This is a genomic window from Clostridium kluyveri, assembly GCF_001902295.1.
In the GTDB taxonomy this organism is placed as follows: Bacteria; Bacillota; Clostridia; order Clostridiales; family Clostridiaceae; genus Clostridium_B; species Clostridium_B kluyveri_B.
Genome location: NZ_CP018335.1, coordinates 443,782 through 465,321, shown reverse-complemented (window position 1 = coordinate 465,321; position 21,540 = coordinate 443,782). Strand labels below are relative to the sequence as shown.

The window sequence follows — 21,540 nt, the reverse complement described above, 5'->3', positions numbered from 1 at the left end:
TTATCACCTCTTAAATTGTATAGTTACATTGGTATTTGATTTTTCAATAATACTATCCCTAATATTTCTCAAAATTTCATTAGAAACATCTTGACCTCTAGCATCAATTATTATAGTTTGAGACGTTCCATCTGGCAAATCAGTAATTCTTTTATTTACTTGATTTGAAATGTTATTGATCAGTCTACTTCTTCCTTCTGGAGTAGTAATTTTATAATTTTTAACTTCTATACTTGACCCATCTGTATAAAAGTCTGGTCTAGAACTTCCTTTTGTCCCATAAGGAACCTCCCCACCATCAATGAATGATTTTTGTGGATCATAATCAGGAAAATCTGATTGTACATCCAATTCTGATTGCCTCCATGAAGGTCGATTAGGAATATTCTCAGCTTTAGCCACCCCCTGGTTCCCTTCACCTTTAATCAATGAGAACAAGTCTTCACTAAAATTATGTGCTGATTTAATTGTAGTAGCACCCCCATGGGTTACAAGACCTAAACTTGCAACGTTTAAAGCAACACCAGCGGGAGCGAGTACTCCTGTACCGTCTGCTGTAAACCCTAAAAGCTCTCCTCCAGCTCCAGTTCCAGCCTCTGCAGCTCCAAATGCAAATGACCCTATATCACCAGCTAACTCACCTATTTTATATGGTATTGATTTAGGCATACTGCTTTGATTTATTCCCCCAACAGTAAATACAGTCCCCCAAAAAATATTTTTATCAAGTGAATTACCTGCTCCTATTATAAAGTCTTCCCCAGCCTTCTTTATAGACTTAAGAAAACCATCATTATTTGCTAACTCTAAAAATGGTCCATATATACTTGTATCACCAAACTTTAATTTTAAATTATCAGCTATCTCCTCATTATCTTCCTTTATCATTTGTTCTTTTAATTCAGCATATTCATCTTTACTTAATACTTTTTCTACATATGATAATAACTCTTTTTCTCCATTAGTCAAGTCATTTGGATTCTTTAACATTAACTGCATTACCTTATTCTTATCTACTTGTCCATTTTCTGAAATAGCAGAAATACCCCTGAATTCAGATATTCCTACAGTTATTCCAGATATTTTTGAAAATACTGAGCATATATTTTCTTCCATATCTCTTACACCATTACAATATGAATTAAATGAATCATTGAATTCTGTCAAACTTGTTGTTTGATTTTTAAGCGAATTCTGTAAATTGAGGACATCATCTGCAATCGGAAATGATGTAAAACTTAAACTATTTGCTAAATTTAATATTTCTTCAAATTTAGAATTCATCTTTTTATAATTATCTATACATTCACTAACATTATTATTTATTTGGAATTGTCCCCCATATTGGAGTGAAATAACTCCTGTATCATCATTTGTAAGGGCTGACCCACCACCACTTCTTTTTATGCAGTTTACAAAATCCTCACTTTGCTTTTTTAATCTAATTGCCCTTGGCTTTTCTTCATTTTCTAAAGCATTTTTCACGTACTTTATATCTTCTATTAAATTTGTATAAAACTCCTGATCTTTAATATGCTTTTCCATAAATTTATCTTTTGCTTCACCTGACCATCCAGCTTCAGTAAGCTCTGCGATAGTTTTATTTATCCGAATGCTACCATTGCTAACACTCCCATCTTCTTCAAAGTGGGGGATAAGCACTGCTACGCACCTGGATAAGTTCTTCTAAGGTTCAGATGGAGAAATTGCATTCCTCATAAGAAAACTCCATCTGAACCTAAGAATCGCTTGATATTTTCTTTTTGTTCTTCTAATGTCTTTATAATGTTTTCATATTCATTTATTGCATTAGTTAATTCACCAATATCTAATTTAAAATCCATTTATTTTCTCCATTTCATGCAATTGAGGTAAAGCAAGTTTGCGTAGAAACAAACTTTAAGTCTCTTAAAAACTCTGACTTTATAGACGAAATTTATCTTAAAATACCTAAAAGGATAGAGGCTTTGGGATATGTTTTTCTGCTGGCACTGATGGTTTATACTACAATTGAAAGGGAAGTAAGAAATGCTTTAAAAAAACAGAAAGAGCCTGTTATAATACCTGGTAAAGTTAAAAGTTACACTCCTACGGCTAAAAATATTATGGAACTCCTGAAGAATATCATTGTATCTATTATCACGTTTAAGGACGGCAGTACTATGCGTGTAATAAACAACATCAATGATAATACAAAGAGGATTTTAAATTTAGCTGGTTTTAGTGAAAAAATATATACAGAGGATTTTATCTATTAATCTAGAAATATTAAAAAATTCCTATTTATACCACAAACTATTAATGGGTCTTTAACTTTTTGATTTTTGTGTGGTAAATATAACATATAATGCTTAATTAAAGTTGTAATGCTATGTAATGCTAGTCTATATTTCCTTTGTAGAATGTAAGAGTCTCCAATAGACATACTGGAAAATTCTACATGCGGAATGCAAGCTCCAACATAACTTTCTATTGTTTTTACACTCTTTCCGTCTTCTTCTAGGTGTATCTTGAATCTTTGTACAAGTTCATTTATCATGCTTATTTGCTCCTTTCATTGTTTTAGGCATAGAAAAAAGGCTAACGCCTTTTTACATCAGCGGTAGCCTTCATTATTACTATGATATATATTTGATTTTTACCTTTGTTACATCTTACTGCATTATCATTATTATGCAGTTCAACAAATTTATTAAACTATTATACTTTCAACAATATCTTATGAGATAAGTTTTATGCATTTAGTTTTTTATAGTTTTGTAGTAAGTACTCATCTCAAATTGACTAATTTTTATTATTCTATTTTCCCTACTAATTGTGTAATTAATTCTATGTGCTCTTTTATTTTTACTTTCTTTAAATTTTCAACTTTTTCACTACCACCTAAGCCTAGCAAAGGTACATATCCAAAGCATTCGTCATATTCTAATTCTCCCAATTTAGAAACTGCTTTACTGTACTTATCTACTTCTAAATATTTTTCTACAAAATACTCATCTTTTAAACAATTAAAAAAATGTTTGAATCTTTTTAATATAATATCAAATGTTCCATTCTTATATTTTATAATACTTACATATTCATTTTTTTCCCATATAACTATATCTCCAAAACCAGTTATCATTATTGGAATAGCCACATTTGCTCTAAAATATGACATATCTACAACTGATTGATACTCCTCTGGATTAACTATCTTTAAGCAACCATTTAGTATAGAACCAAATCCATACTCCTCCCAGACAGATATTAATTCTATTGGTATAATTTCTTTATATTTATCAATTACTTTAATATCAACTTTGTTATTAAAGTTATATTCTTTAAATAAATCATCATTCATAGATTATCCTCCTAATATTTTAATTTTACATTTAAGTAAGTGCTTTCCTTTTCAATATCAGTCATGTTTTTAGCCATTTGTTGAATTTGTTCATCAACAGCATCTATTCTATACTTCCACTGTACCCCAATAGACGAATTGATTGTTTTATCACCCATGCCACCAATATTTAATGAATTTCCTCCTGCGACTTGGTCTGGATTATGTAGTGCAGCTTGAGATTCTAACCATTTATTAGCATGTCTTTCAGCTTCTTGATATGACATACCAGAATCAAGTAATTCATCTATTTTATTTGCAAGTGCCTCTTTTCTAGCAGCTTGCTGAGCCATATTTCCTTCTATCGCTCTACCTTCGGCAATGTATCTTTCTCTATTCTTTAAGTACTCATCAACCGTTAATTTGTTCATTCCAGCTTCTTGATCAGCTAATTGTCTTGCAAATTCGGCTTCATCATACTTAGTCTTATAATTAAAATTCACTTCAACTTCATCTATTCTTGATATCGCTTTTTCAACTTCAGCCGCCCCTTTATTCCCTTCACCTTTAATCAATGAGAACAAGTCTTCACTAAAATTATGTGCTGATTTAATTGTAGCAGCACCCCCATGGGTTACAAGACCTAAACTTGCAATGTTTAAAGCGGCACCAGCGGGAGCGAGTACTACTGTACCGTCTGCTGTAAAGCCTAAAAGCTCTCCTCCAGCTCCAGTTCCAGCCTCTGCAGCTCCAAATGCAAATGACCCTATATCACCAGCTAACTCACCTATTTTATATGGTATTGATTTAAGCATACTGCTTTGATTTATTCCACCAACAGTAAATGCAGTCCCCCCAAAAATATTTTTATCAAGTGAATTACCTGCTCCTATTATAAAGTCTTCCCCAGCCTTCTTTATAGACTTAAGAAAACCATCATTATTTGCTAACTCTAAAAGTGGTCCATATCTTGTGTCACCAAACTTTAATTTTAAATTATCAGCTATCCCTTGACCATTATTTCCCTTTATCGCTTGTTCTTTTAATTCAGCATATTCATCTTTACTTAGTACTTTTTCTACATATGATAATAACTCTTTTTCTCCATTAGTCAAGTCATTTGGATTCTTTAACATTAACTGCATTACTTTATTCTTATCTACTTGTCCATTTTCTGAAATAGCAGAAACACTCCTAAATTCAGATATTCCTCCAGTTATTCCTGATATTTTTGAAAATACTGAGCATATATTTTCTTCCATATCTCTTACACCATTACAATATAAATTAAATGAATCATTGAATTCTGTCAAACTTGTTGTTTGATTTTTAAGCGAATTCTGTAAATTCAAAACATCATCTGCAATCGGGAATGATGTAAAACTTAAACTATTTGCTAAATTTAATATTTCTTCAAATTTAGAGTTCATCTTTTTATAATTATCTATACATTCACTAACATTATTATTTATTTGAAATTGTCCCCCATATTGGAGTGAAATAATTCCTGTATCATCATTTGTAAGGGCTGCCCCACCCCCATTTCTTTTTATACAGTTTACAAAATCCTCGCTTTGCTTTTTTAATCTAACTGCCCTTGGCTTTTCTTCATTTTCTAAAGCATTTTTCACGTACTTTATATCTTCTACCAAATTTGTATAAAACTCCTGATTTTTAATATGCTTTTCCATAAATTTATCTTTTGCTTCACCTGACCATCCAGCTTCAGTAAGCTCTGCGATAGTTTTATTTATATTTTCTTTTTCTTCTTCCAATGTCTTTATAATGTTTTCATATTCATTTATTGTATTAGTTAATTCCCCTATATCTAATTTAAAATCCATTTATTTTCTCCCATGTACTAATTTACTTTATTGTATTTTTATATTAATGTAATTGACCATATATATCTAATTTTTACATTAATATTTATATACTTCCTTTATTTTAATTTTTTTGTACATGCGTGTCAACATTGTTTTATTCTTCCTTTTTAGTTCCTAGAAATTCTATGAAAACCTTAATGTCACCAACATAACTTTCTATTGTTTTAGGACTTTTTCCATCCTCAGTTAAGCTTATCTTGAAATCTTCTATTACTTTGCACATCACCTTTACTCCCTTCAATTTCCTTACATTAAAAAAGAATTAATGCTCCCTGATTGGAAACATTAACTCTTTTATCATTGTTATAATATATATTTATCATCTATTTTAAATTCAATTTGTTTAGCATTATTGCTACATACTTATAAAATAAGTACAGCTATCACTGCTGTAGCGAAGATGTCATAACCTTTGACAGCCCACTTAATGTGTGACATCTTATTACTCTCTAATTTACTGATTAAATCTCTTAAACTATGCATCAATTCCTTTACTATAATACGTTAGAGAGAAAACGCATATTGTCTGTTCAAAAAAATAATAATAAGTATAAATTGGTGTTAAAATACCTCCTCTAAAGCCAATTAAATTCCCGAGATATAATTAGTATACAAAAGTATATTTTTAAGATTCAAGTATATAATAGACTATCATAAATTATAAAGCAATCCATTTTATAAGAATCATAAGTCTTTTATCTATGATTTATACAAATATCCCAAAAACTCTTCAAATGTATTAGCACATGCTTTTACTTCTTCTAAATCCATACCTATAAACGGCACTTCTACAATAGGTTTAGAATCATATCTATTATCAAATGCATATGCTATATCACCACCATCTGAACCAATTAAAATCAGTCCTGGTGCAAACTCATTCACCTCATATGCTTCATTCAATTCAACAATATCCTCTAATGACCAAAATGCAACATATGCATTGGGACCAATCTCACCTTCCGCACCATTGAATTCTTCTATGAACAATCTATAATCCGATGGGAATTGTACACTTAAAATTTGTTCTGTATGCTCAATATCTGCTGTAGTTGTTGATGCATTCAGATTCATTTTACTAAGATACTGTTTAATACTTTCATTCATATACTTCCCTCCAAAATGTTTATTTTTTTAACTCTTTAAGTAATCTATTCCACCAAGTTGTATATTGGGCATGTTCTTTAGGAGTCAAAGGTATCTTATTAGAAATATCGGTTGGACTTCCTCCAAATTTTACAGGATGAACCTCGTGAATTTGCATACCTTTTAGCGAAGGATCTTGTTAATGTGTATATCAGCATTTGCATTATTTGCTTCTTTTCTTGCTATATTGTATTCTTCACCTTCTCTCGCCCCCTGGGGCAGAGCCTGTCTTATTACATTTTACTGCTACAGGCTAGTATTTCCAAAACTTATCTCAAAAAACTAGAAACTAGCCTACTTTATTTTTCAGCTAGTTTCTTTGACTTAATCATACTACATTATTACAATTATGCTATCAGTTTATTTTACTATTTTATTCAAATTACAATAGTTTATAAAATAATATTTTTATGCAGTTACTTTTTTCATTATTATGCATTCTATCATTATTAACTCAAATTAAACTTCTTACTATATTCTTGATTTATTTTTAGCAATTCTTCAGCCGACACTATTTTTTTATCTGCTTTTTCTAATTGTATTTCATTAGACCATAAAAATGGATATATCAATATAGCCTCATTGAATTTAACATTTTTACAATCTTCTTTCCATGTACTCCACCTCATGGTACTATAAAATTCATCTACATTTCCTTGTGCAATCCAAGCTATAAACTCTGAATATTGCATTTCTAATGAATCCCACTCTAACGTATCTGGAGCAAAATACCATACCGCTCCTATTCCTTCAGAGAATTTTCCAGCATTTAATGCAAAAAGTCCTCCAACAACATCATCTGCAACTATTAACATTTTATCAATCTTCGTTGCAACTCCATTTTCTCCAATTGAATTATATGATAGTATACCTCTATTACTGTCGTGTCCAAGTATTCTAATCCAATTATCAATTACTATCCCAGATGTATTTAATATTATTGAACCTAATGCTGATTTTGATGTTATTTGTAAAACATCAAGTGATTTTATCCCATCCTCTAATTCGTCTAAATTTAATATTAATTGTCTATTAGAACTTATAAACATGTTATTTATTTCCTGCCATAAATTATTATCTATATTACTCATTTTTCCTCCTATATTTTTAAATTTAGTCATCAGTTATTTTATACTTGATTTTAGTTCCATTCGGATATGGTCTTAACTTATACCCGAAAGTTGATCCTGCTCCTCTATTATCAGAAGGGTTAATAGGTCTAACACTTGCACCGTTCCCACCTTCTTTGGACATAGCTGGTGGATATTCATCTAAATCCTTTCCTGGAACTTTATCTATACCTTTCAATGATGCCTTACGATTAGCCTTTGAACCTGCTCTATCAATAGTTAAAACTTCTGGTTGTCCATTAGCTATTGCATCTTCAATATGCTTTGCTGATTCTGGGTACTTGTTTTTCGAAATTTCAACTTCTATTATATTAGGATCTCTTACCCCCTTATTCCCTTCACCTTTAATCAATGAGAACAAGTCTTCATTAAAATTATGTGCTGATTTAATTGTAGCAGCACCCCCATGGGTTACAAGACCTAAACTTGCAGCGTTTAAAGCAACACCAGCGGGAGCGAGTACTCCTGTATCATCATTTGTAAGGGCTGCCCCACCCCCACTTCTTTTTATGCAGTTTTCAAAATCCTCACTTTGCTTTTTTAATCTAACTGCCCTTGGCTTTTCTTCATTTTCTAAAGCATTTTTCGCGTACTTTATATCTTCTATTAAATTTGTATAAAACTCCTGATCTTTAATATGCTTTTCCATAAATTTATCTTTTGCTTCACCTGACCATCCAGCTTCAGTAAGCTCTGCGATAGTTTTATTTATCCGAATGCTACCATTGCTAACACCCCCATCTTCTTCAAAGTGGAGGATAATCACTGCTACGCACCTGAATAAGTTCTTCCCCTAAAGGATAACATATTCTAAGTGCTAAAGACACTAAGAATATTGTTAATAAGGTTCAAATGGAGAAATGCATTCCTCATAAGCAAACTCCACCTGAACCTAAGAATCGCTTGATATTTTCTTTTTGTTCTTCTAACTTACATTCCGCATGTAAAAATTAGCAAATAATTAATTACATTTAATACTCCACTAAGATATCAGAATATGTTATTATATTGTTCAAATATAGTACGTGGAGGAAAAAATGAATATAAAAAATATAAAACCTGTTATAGATGGAGCTATACCATTAATTTTAAAATACTGCAGAAAGCTTAAGATTGCAGAATATATTAATGATAAGATAAATTTTGATAAGGAAAGACCACTAGTATCATCTGGAACTGCTATTGAAGCCATTATTGCTAATGTTCTAGTAGACAGACATCCTTTATCAAGATTAGATGAATTTTATGAGAATACTGATGTTGAAAAGTTTTTTGGCAGCGGTATAAATTATAGACACCTAAATGATGATGCTCTTGGTAGGGCACTAGATGATTTCTATGAGATAAATCCTAAAAAATCTTTCTCAGACATAGCTCTCGAAGGAATTAAAACTTTTAATGTGGAAGTTAAAAGTATTCATGCTGATACCACCAGCAAAAATGTCTATGGACAATACACTTCTCCATCATCAGATGATAATTGCATTAAAATAATCCATGGTCATAGTAAAGACAAAAGACCTGATCTGAAACAAATTATGTTTGGAATCGCCTGCACTAATGACAGAACTATTGTTACCGAGGAAGTTTTGGATGGCAACACTAGTGATAAAACATGGAATACAGACTTCATAAAGAAAATAAGAACTACTGCCGATAGACTTGATGTTAATAATATGATATATGTTGCTGACAGTGCTGCACTTACAAAAGACAATCTTTATGCAGCCTTTGAGCATAATATAAGTCTTATTTCCTTACTGCCATCTACTTTTAATATTGAAAAAGAACTTAGGAATAAGGCTTATGAAAATACAGAAAAGTGGACTGATGTAGATAAAATCAGCAATAGAAAAGATTCTGCAAAGTACAAAATCCAAAGCTTTATTGATGAAATTAATAACCAGAAGTATAGGTTTATTGTATGTCATTCAAGTGCGTTAGATAACCGTAAAATTAATTCTTTAAAGAAAAAAAGAGATAAAGAAGAAATGAATATTAAAAAGATTATAAAGGACTTTGAGAAGAATGAGTATTATTGTGAACAGGATGCAGTAAGCGAACTTAAACGATTTATTGGTGAGAATGAACTTTATTTCTATACTATAGATGGCACAGTCTACTCTAAGGATAAAAAAAAGAAAACAGAAAAAAGGGGGAAATTAAAGGCGGGAGAGAAAGTTCAAATGGAGACTAAATTTAAATTGTCTCTGCAATATGATATAAACTATGATGCATTTGAAAGAGCTAAAAATGAAGCAGGAATGTTTGTACTTCTAACCAACATATTAGATACCCAGGCTATGTCTGATGAAGATATATTAAAGGAATACAAGGAACAAGTTTGCGTAGAAACAAACTTTAAGTCTCTTAAAAACTCTGACTTTATAGACGAAATTTATCTTAAAACACCTAAAAGGATAGAGGCTTTGGGATATGTTTTTCTGCTGGCACTGATGGTTTATACTACAATTGAAAGGGAAGTAAGAAATGCTTTAAAAAAAGAGAAAGAGCCTGTTATAATACCTGGTAAAGTTAAAAGTTACACTCCTACGGCTAAAAATATTATGGAACTCCTGAAGAATATCATTGTATCTATTATCACCTTTAAGGACGGCAGTACTGTGCGTGTAATAAACAACCTCAATGATAATACAAAGAGGATTTTAAATTTAGCTGGTTTTAGTGAAAAAATATATACAGAGGATTTTATCTATTAATCTAGAAATATTAAAAAATTCCTATTTATACCACAAACTATTAATGGGTCTTTAACTTTTTGATTTTTGTGTGGTAAATATAACATATAATGCTTAATTAAAGTTGTAATGCTATGTAATGCTAGTCTATATTTTCTTTGTAGAATGTAAGAGTCTCCAATAGACATACTGGAAAATTCTACATGCGGAATGCAAGTTATTACTATATATTATTTGACTTTTACTTTTGTTACAACTTACTGCATTATTATGCAGTTAATCAGAGTTATACAAGTTCTTGTTCTACTACTTGTAATAAGTAGTTTCCAAAATCCTCAGCAATTATTTCATAAGTTTGGTGCTCATTATCTACACCTGGTATAAATGCTACCACCGGTGGTTCTCCATCGTTATTTAATTTATTAAAATCAAGACAGAAAAATTCATCGCTCCCTGTATCACATAATACTAAAAGATTTTCAGGCATTTGAATTTCTTGGCGCTCTGTTAGGGTAAACCAAACCCCATTTGGAACACTAGAATTATCAAAATCATCGTCAACTACTCCATAAATCTCCTCAGCGCCAATACTTCCTGCACCATAATCTAAAACAAATTTACGATATTGAGAAGAAAACCTAATTTCTAAAGCTTCTTCAGCCTTTGAAACAAGTTCCTCACTCTTATTACCAGCAAAGAAACAATGTTCCTTATTGGCATTAATAACTTTAATCGCTTTACTGTAATTTTCTATAGACATTTTTATTCCTCCTTTTACTTGAAGTCATTCGCCCTATGTTTCCATAGCAACCAACAAATAATCACTTAATGAACTTTAGAATTTCACTGTATAGTTTTATATTGAGATTATACATATTTTTGTAGTTAGTTTATATGATATTTTTAACTTAGAAAATTTGGCAAGTCTTTAATCCACTCTTTGAAGCTATCATTGTATTTCTCTATCCTTGAGTCCCCATGATAATAATAATATACTTTTGAGTTAGGACATTCCTTTACATTCAAGCAAAAATAATCTCCATTACCAATTCCGTAGAAAGGAATTAAATCTTGACTCCAATTCCCACCCTTCATTTCATAATCATAAACGAATATGATACTGTCATTTCCATTAGTTTTGCTTGTTGCCACATTGTAAATATCTCCAGGGAATATATACTTTGACATTAAGTCAATAAAGAACCTAAAATCATCACTAAATTTACAATTGAATTTATTACCTATAGCATTCCAATCTTCATTAGATAGAAAGTCTAATTGCATCTCTTCTTTTTCCAATACTTTCGATAGAATTGATTCAACTTCATTTCTTGTCATTTTTATTCACCTCCACTATTTCTTTAAATTCCTTCACCTGGTAATATATATTCACTTCCTCTTTCCTTCCAGTAGTTTCTTATCTCTCTTGCTCTCTGTGCTGGCGTTAATTCTGATGGAAGTTGATGACGTGTATGATTACCATCTCTTCTGTGTATATACTCCTCTAGGTCATCTAAAATACCACCATTTTCTACTGACCTTTGACCTCTGTGATGTGCTTCTATATTTGTATCTCCATGTGTTGCTTTTGTAGTAGGTCCCTTTCCTTGTCTCATTCTTACTACTTCATCAATTGACTTAGGCTCGTAACGTACAGGAGGTACTGAGTAGTCAGGGTCTGGATTAGGATAATTTGATGGACTTAAAGGCTCTGATGGGTTATACCCACGACTTGCACTTCCAATTTCATTAGCTTCTCCCGTCCCCTTGGGGCTGAAACTGTAGTTACAAAAGCAAATGGTAGCAACAGCTTTTAACTATTACTACCATTTTAACATTAATCTAAATCTTATTCAGCTACTCACTACAGAATCATTATTATGATGTGAGTTTCCTTATGCTGATATTCTTCGAAACTAGATGTTTGAATTGTTATCTGGAGATACAAAAACTTTTAGTTATTTTCCAGCTAATTCTAATTAGTTAATGCAGTTAGCTTTTTATTTACCGAAGTTATTTAGAAGATATAATAATCTTTATTCATCCTCATCAATATCTTCATCCCAATTGTTAATGGCTTCATTTAGTATGTCTATTAGATAATCGTAGAAATTTTTATATCTTTTGTTCTTTGTCTTACTTGCTCTATCCCAACTTACTACAGGACATTCACTATCCACCATTTCCGACGTATCTAAACACATGGCAAATTCTCCGCAATCTTGAACAACTACACACTTGATATCTAATCCAAGTTTCCTATATCTTTCAGTACCAGAGACTACAGATGAATTATCATTTGATTGAACACCACTGATAATTATCCCCAAAATACCTCCAGAACCATATTGTCTCAAAAACTGTTTGTAGCTTTCGGGAAAACTTACTTGCAGTTGCTCCTCAGCATTATTTATATACTTTTCTTCAACCTTACCGTAAAATCTACCAGTATTTAAATATTGTGATATTATCTTAGCTATTTCTTCATTTTCCATATTAATGTACAACCTCCTATTTCTCTTGTTTTATTCTCCATCTCCAGTACTTACTGTTGAAGTTATTATACTGTTTATCTAGAACTGGATTGTTTCTAAAGCTACCTCCATCTTCTACTAAACCATGTAAAGTGTTTGTATAATCATCATGTAGGCTCCCTGGAATTTCAACCATTCCACCTGGTTCTGTCTGAGTTAAGTGGTGCAATTCAATTCTTGCATCATCTGTGTGAAAAGGAGCATTCCCTTGTTTCGCCAGCTCTCTATTTGACCTACCTAATGCATCAGGATGTGATGATATATAGTCCCAGTCGATGTCAGTTCTTTGATAAACTCTTCTGCTTACATCTCTAACTTCGCCACCAACCTTAACTGTACTACTAACATCAACCGCTCTATAGTTATCACTTAACCATGGTAAATCTAACTCTTCACCTACAAGTTTTGAACTAGGTTTACCTGCCCCCTTATTCCCTTCACCTTTAATCAATGAGAACAAGTCTTCACTAAAATTATGTGCTGATTTAATTGTAGCAGCACCCCCATGGGTTACAAGACCTAAACTTGCAGCGTTTAAAGCAACACCAGCGGGAGCGAGTACTACTGTACCATCTGCTGTAAACCCTAAAAGCTCTCCTCCGACTCCAGTTCCAGCCTCTGCAGCTCCAAATGCAAATGACCCTATATCACCAGCTAACTCACCTATTTTATATGGTATTGATTTAGGCATACCGCTTTGATTTATTCCACCAACAGTAAATACAGTCCCCCAAAAAATATTTTTATCAAGTGAATTACCTGCTCCTATTATAAAATCTTTCCCAGCCTTCTTTATAGACTTAAGAAAACCATCATTATTTGCTAACTCCAAAAATGGTCCATATATACTTGTGTCACCAAACTTTAATTTTAAATTATCAGCTATCTCTTGACCGTTATCCTCCTTTATAGCTTGTTCTTTTAATTCAGCATATTCATCTTTACTTAATACTTTTTCTACATATGATAATATCTCTTTTTCTCCATTAGTCAAGTCATTTGGATTCTTTAACATTAACTGCATTACTTTATTCTTATCTACTTGTCCATTTTCTGAAATAGCGGAAACACCCCTGAATTCAGATATTCCTACAGTTATTCCTGATATTTTTGAAAATACTAAGCATATATTTTCTTCCATATCTCTTACACCATTACAATATGAATTAAATGAATCACTGAATTCTGTCAAACTTGTTGTTTGATTTTTAAGTGAATTCTGTAAATCGAGAACATCATCTGCAATGGGGAAGGATGTAAAACTTAAACTATTTGCTAAATTTAATATTTCTTCAAATTTAGAATTCATTTTTTTATAATTATCTATACATTCGCTAACATTATTATTTATTTGGAATTGTCCTCCATATTGGAGTGAAATAACTCCTGTATCATCATTTGTAAGGGCTGCCCCACCCCCACTTCTTTTTATGCAGTTTACAAAATCCTCACTTTGCTTTTTTAATCTAACTGCCCTTGGCTTTTCTTCATTTTCTAAAGCATTTTTCACGTACTTTATATCTTCTATTAAATTTGTATAAAACTCCTGATTTTTAATATGCTTTTCCATAAATTTATCTTTTGCTTCACCTGACCATCCAGCTTCAGTAAGCTCTGCGATAGTTCTATTTATATTTTCTTTTTCTTCTTCCAATGTCTTTATAATATTTTCATATTTATTTATCGTATTAGTTAATTCACCTATGTCTAACCTAAAGTCCATTTCTAACCCTCCCCTTATTCCTTGCGGTATTAATCCCTGCTATGATACTCAATATCTTCTATTTGCATTGATCTCTTTTGTAATTTTAATTGCTCAACTTTATCTTCACATTTTTTAACTGATTTAGGTAATGACTCTGTCACATCTTTATTTAATTTCTTCTCTTCAGACATTAATTCCCCCATATTAATGCAAGAGAATGTTGTCATACAATTTATTGCGAGCTTTTGTAATTCTATTGATACAGAACAATCTATACTTTCTGTACTAGAAAATGAACTCTTCATTTCACCTATCTTAAATATATCATTTGTACATCTTGTAATATCATTACATCTGCATCCCATATTCCTATTTCCTTTCTTTATATATTCCTATTTTTATTAAATTACAATTTAAACTAAATCTATATTTTTCACTATTTACTACTCACTTCATTTTAATATACTCAGCAGCTGTATCTGCAGTTGGTACAACTCCTGCTGCAGCCGGTCCCAAAATGGCTTCTGCTATACAGTCTGCTAAATTAGAATCCAAACCGAACATAGAAATTTTTGCACTTTGTAAATCACTACTTTCCTCTTGTAAGTCTTGTACCATTTTGACAAACCTTGCTCCAAGTACATTAGCACTAAGTATAAATGCAGTTCCTCCATCTCCCAGCCACTCTGCCTTTAGATTAGTATTAGCTTTATTAAAATTATCTTTTGTTGTAGTTAAATCATTTTTATAATCTGTTAATTTTGAATTTGCACTTTCAAAAGCTTGTTCATTTAATTTGATTTCTTTATTTTCAGCCATTTTCCTATTTTCCTCCTTATAAACTTTAATCATAATTTCAATTGAAACTTAATTATATTAAAAATAGAAATTGAAAAATTCTATTCATATTTGCTATTAGTCAAAAGATGTTATTTAATAGTAGCCAATTAATAACAAATCCTATATAAGTAATACATTTCACTGTGTCTCTTACATAGGATTTATTAAACTATTTATTTAACTTTAGTTTTATTTTTTCTTATATAGAACCATTGCAGGCCGCAGCATAATATATGCAGCTAAAATTGAAACTACTGCTTTTTCAACTTCATTATTATCATTTCGCTGTGGTTTAACTATGGTGCCTCCCAATGATTTGTTTTGAACTGCAGATACAGGATTAATAATAAACCTATACACATTTGTATTTTCTACAGTTCCTACTCTTGAATTTGACAATACATTTACTAAGGAATCTAATTTTTCTTGATTAGAATTTGCTGTTTTTTTCTTGGTTGTCTTAGCGTTCTGTAATCCACTTACTAGTTTATTTTTAGATTCCTCAATTCCTTTATCTAAATCATCTTTCATAGTAGTAACATGCTTATTAGCTTGCTCTCGAACTTGATCTTCAACTTTGTTGTATTCATCTAACTGTTTTGATACTTTAGTATTCAGATTTTGATTGGATTTATCATATTGACCTAAAAGATTTGATATTTCCTCATCATCCTGTGTTTTTGCAGGTGTTTTATCAATGTTGGATACACTAGTTATAATATTATTGAATTTGCTCACATAGTCTTTTGCAAATACATCTACTAGATCCTTAATATCAATTGGGCCATCACCTTCTACAACTTTTTCAACTTCTTTTTGTACTATTGATTTTACACTGTCCACATTTTTTGTATTGTTACTTTTAATTGTAGAAATTAATTGTTTTCTGTTATACTCGCCCATTAAATCTTTTATTGGGTTAATAAGATTATCTTTTATTTTCAATCTTTCACCTAAAGATTCATTTGCATTTTCATTAAATATATCTTCAAGATATTTATAATCTTCATCATTCATAATATACTGTGCTGAAGACGATACATCATTTAAATCACTCTCAACTTTATTTAAATTATCATTTGTACTCTTGTCAGTTTCACTAAATTTTGTATATTTACTGCTTCTTGATGATACAGTGTTTTCATTTTTTCCACTAATCCCATCACTTATATATTGCTTTAATTCATTTGAATCTTTAAAGAAATTATCATCATTTGAATCACCTAATGGATTCTTTAATATTTTATTGTAATTAATATTGTTATCATTTACTACTTGATTATAAATATCATCAAAAACTGCTGGATTAGTTTCATTTAATTTACTCATCATTTGTCCATATAATAGGTATTCTTCATTAAGTGATTGTACCTTAGGATCATTTTGATTTTTTTCTTTTATATTTTTTATAATATCCAAATCTGAATTTGTTTTTTCTTGTATGTCTTTAAGTTTCTCATTGGATTTTTTAATAGCATTGGTTCCCTGTTCATTTACTTTTGATAATGTTTGCTTTTCATACTTATCTACTAAATCATCTATTTTGCCCTTATCTTTAGTTAAGTTTTCTAGATATGAATTAACATCAGATACATTGGTCTCATAATTATCTGCCAGCCCATCATAATTATATTTATACCTACCTGCAAATTTAGCTTTTAACTCCTGTTGATCCATTTTTTCTAGTCTATTTGGAAATGTTTGAACTCCTGTATTTTCATTTGTCATAACATCTACAAGTTCATCTTTAATACCTGTTAATTGTGTTTCTTTAGTTGTCATTTTGTCTCTATATTTTTTATCAACTTCTGATATTATTTTTTTGTTTTCATCAAAATCTTTGCTTAAATCTAAATTATTAAATTTAATATCTTCATCTTCTAATGTAGTTAACTTAATTGATGCTAATATATCTGAATCATTTATTGAATTAATTGCCTCTAGATCAATATCATCGTTTTTTAATATATCTGATGCATAATCTTGTCCATTATGTAATTCATTAAATATACCTGATAAATACATATAACTTAACTTACTGTTTAATTTTTTTTGAAACTCATCTATCTTCCCTGATACTATAAGTTTATTTTCCTTACTTGATTTATCATTGGATTGATAATAAATTTTAACTTTTGATGGTGTAACTTCATTTATCGTTGTTATATTCTCAGAAAAATTTCCTGGAACTACAATCATAGCTCCATACTTACCATTTTCTATTCCCTTTTGGGCTGCTTCTCTATTTGTTATTTCATACCCATTATCTAAAGAATCAAGAAAATCCAATGCATAATTTACCTTTTCATCTTTATACTTTGTTCCTAAATCTTGGTTTACAACTGCAATTTTAGTTGATTCCTTTATTGCATTTTGCTCTTGGTTCGCGGCTAAAAAATTTCTTTCTTGTACCTGCTTTCCAACATAAAATGAAGTAATAGATGTTGCGATCATAACACTCATAATAATAAGTGCTGGTATTAATTTTCCTTTCAAATTTTATTTTTCCTAATCTTTAAAAATATTCAACAATCTTAACCATCCAATATTTTTATTCTATCGACCAATAGAACGGCAGCATCACAAGATTCAACTACTAAGGTTAATATTTTCATATTAAAATTTTTCATCAGCCTTTATTTACACAAGCCTTTTAACTTAGTGTACTTGTGCAATGTATCTCTATTTTAAAGATTAAATGTCTCTATTTTAGTACTGACTTACTATCCCTAATAATTTCTTTCCGTTAGCTATCCAAAAATCAGGTTTTTTCACCTCTTCTTTCTTTTAATATTTTTATCTATCTAATCATTGACTATTTTTAAGTTGCCAACAATATTTTAACAATGTTTATATTTTATGTGGGGTTTACTTATATTTCCCTCTTATAAAAAACTTAACAGTTTTCCTCCTTCATCCTTAAGTTTTGTATCATTTTCATACATAACCTTAAGTGCATTTTCAAGTTGAGCCAAATTTTCATTAAAAGCATTAATATCATTTATCCAAGTATCAAATGTTTTCTTAAATGCATCTTTACTTTCACCTTTCCAGCCAACTTCATATAGTCCATTAACAGAACTTTTAGCTGAATTTATTTTTTGTGAAATATTATTATGTATTTCAGAATACTTAAGTATACATTCTACTAAAGTCTGTAATTCCACCAAATAATCTCTATCTGATCCAGCCATTTATATCCCTTCTTTTCAATTTTCTAATCATCATGTTCATGATAATATCTATCTTCCATTTTTAAAATTTCTAGTTTATTTTCAAGCTGTATCTTGTAATCTGTACAGTCTTTTTCACCTATAGATATTCCACTAGGTTCATCTTTATTTAAATCCTCTAATGTAAATACCACATTTTGCTTATTAGTCATATCAATATTATTATTAAGATTTTCTGCATACTTAAATGTATTCTTTGATATCTCCCCACTGCTTATAACCATATTTCCTAATCTTGAAATAGCATTTCTAATTACTCCAAGATCACTCTCAATTATTGATATTTCTCTACAATGACATCCCATTTATCTCCTCCTTACTATTTTTCAAACTTACTTGCAATATTTTTATCCAAACTGTCAAACTTCTTTAATGTATCATTTAAACTAGATATTAAATTTTTAAATGAATCATTTATTTTTTCAAAAACTTTTTCCTGTTTTACAGTTATATTTTTATAATAATTTCTTGAAACTCCTTTCCAATTAGATTCTTCTGTTAATGTAGTATTGTTATTCTGTAATTCTCTTTTCTCATCTTCTAACTCTTTGTGTAAATCAGTAAGTTCAGATATTGTTTTTTCAAATAATTCATAATTTATTTTTTTTCATCACTGTTTTCCATAATTACCTCACTATAAACTTATAAATTTCGTACATATACGTTTTATCCAAACGCTACCATTGCTAGCACCCCCAGCTTCTTTAAAGTGGGGGATAAGCACTGCTACGTGCCTGGATAAGTTCTTCTAAGGCTCAGATGGAGAAAAGTATTTCTCTTAAGCAAACTCCACCTGAACCTAAGAATCACTTGATGTTTCAAAATTTTAAGGTTGACAAAAGTGATTCATTTGATTTGATAACTCCAACTTTTAAAAATATATATTGTAAGGTATAATCACCTGAAATTACATTAAAAAATGGTGTTATTTGTTCTAACTTATTTTCATTTATGAACTTTTTTAATCTTAAAAAAGCTTCATTACTGTTTTTTTCATAGTCATTAAATACAGTAGTAGAAATCATATTTTCAATACTAAAGTAACTATGAAAATTCATGCCTTCTGGTACATTTATATAATCTTCTTCTACTGAAATAAAGAACTCCATCCCTACATTTTCATTTGTAGTTGGAAATACATTAATAGAATAGAACGGAAATCCTTTTATATTTACATTTAAAGCATTTACCTCATTAAGAAAATCCTTCATTGCATTTTCAAAATCTTTATAATTAAAATAATATTTTTGAGAGATTACATTTGTTAATCTTATATAATCATAAGTATTAATCATTTTACCCTCCAATCAAGTGATTCTTAGAAGAACTTACCCAGATGCTTAACAGTACTTATGCCACACTTTGATAGAAAAGCAGAGAACCAAATTTTTTAATTTTGTGTGAATCGCTTTCACAGAGTGCGATGGGAATGTTAGCAAAGTGATAGCACGCGGATAAATCACATATTTTTTTCTATAGGTGCATAAACATCAATTATTCCATCACCAAAAACATCTAAATATATATTATAAAAAGGCTCTACTAATTTTAAATTGTAATTTCCAGCAGCTGCTCTTAACGTATCATAAGTGACTGTTTCAATATCATCATCTAAATCAGCATGTCTAAGTGTTAAACCATCTTCAAATTTCATTTCTTTTACAAATACATATTTATCATTTGGTTCTAAATCAAGCTCTGTATTTATAGGTATATATATACCAACCTTAACCGTATTATCCTCTTTATCTACATCTTCAACTGTATATATTACTGGTCCTGTTGTATAAAGACCATTTTTAATGATTGAATTTCTTAATTCCCTTGCATGATTTACCCATTCATTTGTTTTGCAAGTTACTTTTATACTTAATACATTATGAAAAATTAGCGGATTACGTTTGATCTTCATTTTAATGTTCCCTCCATTTACACACTTTTCAATTTTTCCTTTATATTATGTCATACCAAAATACCTTCTATTTTGTTGTCATTTATTTTTTTGCTTTATTGGCTTTTTACCTTTTTTCCTCTATTTAAATATGATTCATATGAGAAATTAAAGAATTGAAATCTTGATTTACAATATACCACTATAATACATTCTGGAATAAAACTTACAAATATTACCTGCAGTATAAACGCTAATACAAACATTAATATTACTGGCCCCATATTAAAACCTCTATTCTGCATAGCTATCGTTGTTCTACGTCCTAATTTGCTTGCAATAACTACTATTGGAACAGAAAATCCTAAATACCCTATCTTTTTACTAAAAAGCCTTTCATATAATCCAACACAATTCTTTCCCATCTCACCTTTTCTAATCAAAATTACAAGCCTTATAAAAACAAATATTGAATATATGCATACTGTTATAATTATGTATATTATTACTCAACTTTCGCACATACAAAATTTTGACTTAATATAGGCAAAGAACGAAGCAACATTTTTAATTAATAGTTAAGAATGAAGAGTTAATAGTTAATGTGGATTTTTTTCCGTTACACTACAAAAAATCTTTGATAGCTCGCTTCGCTAAAGCGAAACATTGCTGATTCACAGCCGATTCATATAAATTTAAAAATTTTTTGCGATAGCTAAAAATTAACCTTCACTATTAATTATTAATTCTTAATTATTAACTAACGAAGCTTTGTTCGTAAATTATGAATATTATGTATCACCATCAACTAAGTTTTCTTTCTAATCAATGTTAGATTAATAGTTAGTCATACGTTTGCTTATGAAATCAATTATTTTGCTCCTATTCCACAAAACAAATTTGTATTCAATCTCATCTTTTGTAATAATAGATATGCCATTTGGAACAAGTCCTAAAGTGTTTCTTTTCTTTACTTCTGCAATTTGTTCAATTAGTATTTCTGTTGTACCAGTTTGAATATTAAAAGCATGAGATTTAAATATAAGTCTTCTATCAGTTATTTTTAACTTACCACCAACTGATTCTGCTCCTCTAAAAAGATTGGCTAACACATTAAAATAGATCTGTTCATTTTCCATTAAATTCATCTTCTT

At 30.1% G+C, this 21,540-nt stretch carries 25 protein-coding genes; 2 read left to right on the top strand and 23 right to left on the bottom strand.

Annotation, left to right across the window (positions count from 1 at the left end):
* Window positions 1–3: 3 nt before the first annotated feature.
* Window positions 4–1,662, bottom strand: a complete 1,659-nt coding sequence (locus BS101_RS02590; RefSeq protein WP_073537401.1) for a hypothetical protein — start codon at window positions 1,660–1,662, stop codon at window positions 4–6.
* Window positions 1,663–1,715: 53 nt separating this feature from the next.
* The gene (locus BS101_RS24160; RefSeq protein ID WP_265874829.1) at window positions 1,716–1,844 is read right to left on the bottom strand and encodes a hypothetical protein; all 129 of its coding nucleotides are present in this window, start codon (window positions 1,842–1,844) and stop codon (window positions 1,716–1,718) included.
* A gap of 123 nt (window positions 1,845–1,967) precedes the next feature.
* On the opposite strand from BS101_RS24160, the gene BS101_RS02585 reads away from it, so the two are divergent.
* A complete protein-coding gene (locus BS101_RS02585; RefSeq protein WP_073537400.1) occupies window positions 1,968–2,258 on the top strand; it encodes a hypothetical protein in 291 nt (96 codons plus the stop codon).
* Here BS101_RS02585 and BS101_RS23190 read toward each other — a convergent pair.
* The 7 genes from BS101_RS23190 to BS101_RS02555 form a co-directional block, all read right to left on the bottom strand.
* Window positions 2,255–2,539, bottom strand: a complete 285-nt coding sequence (locus BS101_RS23190) for a hypothetical protein (RefSeq protein ID WP_073537399.1) — start codon at window positions 2,537–2,539, stop codon at window positions 2,255–2,257. The genes BS101_RS02585 and BS101_RS23190 overlap by 4 nt on opposite strands.
* Before the next feature lie 255 nt (window positions 2,540–2,794).
* The gene (locus BS101_RS02575) at window positions 2,795–3,343 is read right to left on the bottom strand and encodes a T6SS immunity protein Tdi1 domain-containing protein (protein WP_073537398.1); all 549 of its coding nucleotides are present in this window, start codon (window positions 3,341–3,343) and stop codon (window positions 2,795–2,797) included.
* Window positions 3,344–3,354: 11 nt separating this feature from the next.
* Window positions 3,355–5,166, bottom strand: a complete 1,812-nt coding sequence (locus tag BS101_RS23660) for a polymorphic toxin type 15 domain-containing protein (RefSeq protein WP_242951376.1) — start codon at window positions 5,164–5,166, stop codon at window positions 3,355–3,357.
* A gap of 136 nt (window positions 5,167–5,302) precedes the next feature.
* Window positions 5,303–5,431 carry a hypothetical protein gene (locus BS101_RS24155; protein ID WP_265874825.1) on the bottom strand — a complete coding sequence of 43 codons (129 nt, stop codon included), beginning with the start codon at window positions 5,429–5,431 and terminating at the stop codon, window positions 5,303–5,305.
* A 476-nt stretch (window positions 5,432–5,907) separates the two neighbouring features.
* Window positions 5,908–6,315 carry an SMI1/KNR4 family protein gene (locus BS101_RS02565; RefSeq protein WP_073537397.1) on the bottom strand — a complete coding sequence of 136 codons (408 nt, stop codon included), beginning with the start codon at window positions 6,313–6,315 and terminating at the stop codon, window positions 5,908–5,910.
* Window positions 6,316–6,803: 488 nt separating this feature from the next.
* Window positions 6,804–7,445: a DUF2625 family protein gene (locus BS101_RS02560; RefSeq protein WP_073537396.1), complete on the bottom strand. Its 642-nt coding sequence runs from the start codon at window positions 7,443–7,445 to the stop codon at window positions 6,804–6,806.
* 22 nt (window positions 7,446–7,467) lie between these two features.
* A complete protein-coding gene (locus BS101_RS02555) occupies window positions 7,468–8,250 on the bottom strand; it encodes a NucA/NucB deoxyribonuclease domain-containing protein (RefSeq protein WP_073537395.1) in 783 nt (260 codons plus the stop codon).
* Between the two features lie 271 nt (window positions 8,251–8,521).
* On the opposite strand from BS101_RS02555, the gene BS101_RS02550 reads away from it, so the two are divergent.
* On the top strand, window positions 8,522–10,204 hold the full coding sequence (locus BS101_RS02550; protein ID WP_073537394.1) for an IS1634 family transposase: 1,683 nt from the start codon (window positions 8,522–8,524) through the stop codon (window positions 10,202–10,204).
* A gap of 265 nt (window positions 10,205–10,469) precedes the next feature.
* On the opposite strand, the gene BS101_RS02545 is transcribed toward BS101_RS02550, so the two are convergent.
* From BS101_RS02545 to BS101_RS02480, 14 genes are all read right to left on the bottom strand, one after another.
* Window positions 10,470–10,943: an SMI1/KNR4 family protein gene (locus BS101_RS02545; RefSeq protein ID WP_073537393.1), complete on the bottom strand. Its 474-nt coding sequence runs from the start codon at window positions 10,941–10,943 to the stop codon at window positions 10,470–10,472.
* 143 nt (window positions 10,944–11,086) lie between these two features.
* The gene (locus BS101_RS02540) at window positions 11,087–11,521 is read right to left on the bottom strand and encodes an SMI1/KNR4 family protein (protein ID WP_073537392.1); all 435 of its coding nucleotides are present in this window, start codon (window positions 11,519–11,521) and stop codon (window positions 11,087–11,089) included.
* Window positions 11,522–11,544: 23 nt separating this feature from the next.
* Window positions 11,545–11,799: a hypothetical protein gene (locus BS101_RS02535; RefSeq protein WP_198039552.1), complete on the bottom strand. Its 255-nt coding sequence runs from the start codon at window positions 11,797–11,799 to the stop codon at window positions 11,545–11,547.
* Window positions 11,800–12,219: 420 nt separating this feature from the next.
* Window positions 12,220–12,678, bottom strand: a complete 459-nt coding sequence (locus BS101_RS02530; RefSeq protein ID WP_073537390.1) for an SMI1/KNR4 family protein — start codon at window positions 12,676–12,678, stop codon at window positions 12,220–12,222.
* Window positions 12,679–12,694: 16 nt separating this feature from the next.
* On the bottom strand, window positions 12,695–14,440 hold the full coding sequence (locus tag BS101_RS23185) for an HNH/ENDO VII family nuclease (RefSeq protein ID WP_198039551.1): 1,746 nt from the start codon (window positions 14,438–14,440) through the stop codon (window positions 12,695–12,697).
* Between the two features lie 29 nt (window positions 14,441–14,469).
* Window positions 14,470–14,787 (bottom strand): hypothetical protein, encoded by a 318-nt coding sequence (locus BS101_RS02520; protein ID WP_073537389.1) that lies wholly within the window; start codon window positions 14,785–14,787, stop codon window positions 14,470–14,472.
* Window positions 14,788–14,869: 82 nt separating this feature from the next.
* Entirely contained in the window at window positions 14,870–15,241 is a 372-nt protein-coding gene (locus BS101_RS02515) for a hypothetical protein (protein WP_073537388.1), read from the bottom strand.
* A gap of 210 nt (window positions 15,242–15,451) precedes the next feature.
* Window positions 15,452–17,758, bottom strand: a complete 2,307-nt coding sequence (locus tag BS101_RS02510; RefSeq protein WP_073537387.1) for a YhgE/Pip domain-containing protein — start codon at window positions 17,756–17,758, stop codon at window positions 15,452–15,454.
* 389 nt (window positions 17,759–18,147) lie between these two features.
* A complete protein-coding gene (locus tag BS101_RS02505) occupies window positions 18,148–18,456 on the bottom strand; it encodes a WXG100 family type VII secretion target (protein ID WP_073537386.1) in 309 nt (102 codons plus the stop codon).
* Window positions 18,457–18,479: 23 nt separating this feature from the next.
* Window positions 18,480–18,800 (bottom strand): hypothetical protein, encoded by a 321-nt coding sequence (locus BS101_RS02500; RefSeq protein WP_073537385.1) that lies wholly within the window; start codon window positions 18,798–18,800, stop codon window positions 18,480–18,482.
* A 513-nt stretch (window positions 18,801–19,313) separates the two neighbouring features.
* Window positions 19,314–19,790, bottom strand: a complete 477-nt coding sequence (locus BS101_RS02495; RefSeq protein WP_073537384.1) for a DUF5085 family protein — start codon at window positions 19,788–19,790, stop codon at window positions 19,314–19,316.
* Window positions 19,791–19,954: 164 nt separating this feature from the next.
* Complete coding sequence (locus tag BS101_RS02490) at window positions 19,955–20,407, bottom strand: DUF5085 family protein (RefSeq protein ID WP_073537383.1); 453 nt, start codon at window positions 20,405–20,407, stop codon at window positions 19,955–19,957.
* Between the two features lie 95 nt (window positions 20,408–20,502).
* The gene (locus BS101_RS02485; protein WP_156875987.1) at window positions 20,503–20,829 is read right to left on the bottom strand and encodes a hypothetical protein; all 327 of its coding nucleotides are present in this window, start codon (window positions 20,827–20,829) and stop codon (window positions 20,503–20,505) included.
* A 393-nt stretch (window positions 20,830–21,222) separates the two neighbouring features.
* Complete coding sequence (locus BS101_RS02480; protein ID WP_073537381.1) at window positions 21,223–21,534, bottom strand: GRAM domain-containing protein; 312 nt, start codon at window positions 21,532–21,534, stop codon at window positions 21,223–21,225.
* Window positions 21,535–21,540 lie beyond the last annotated feature (6 nt).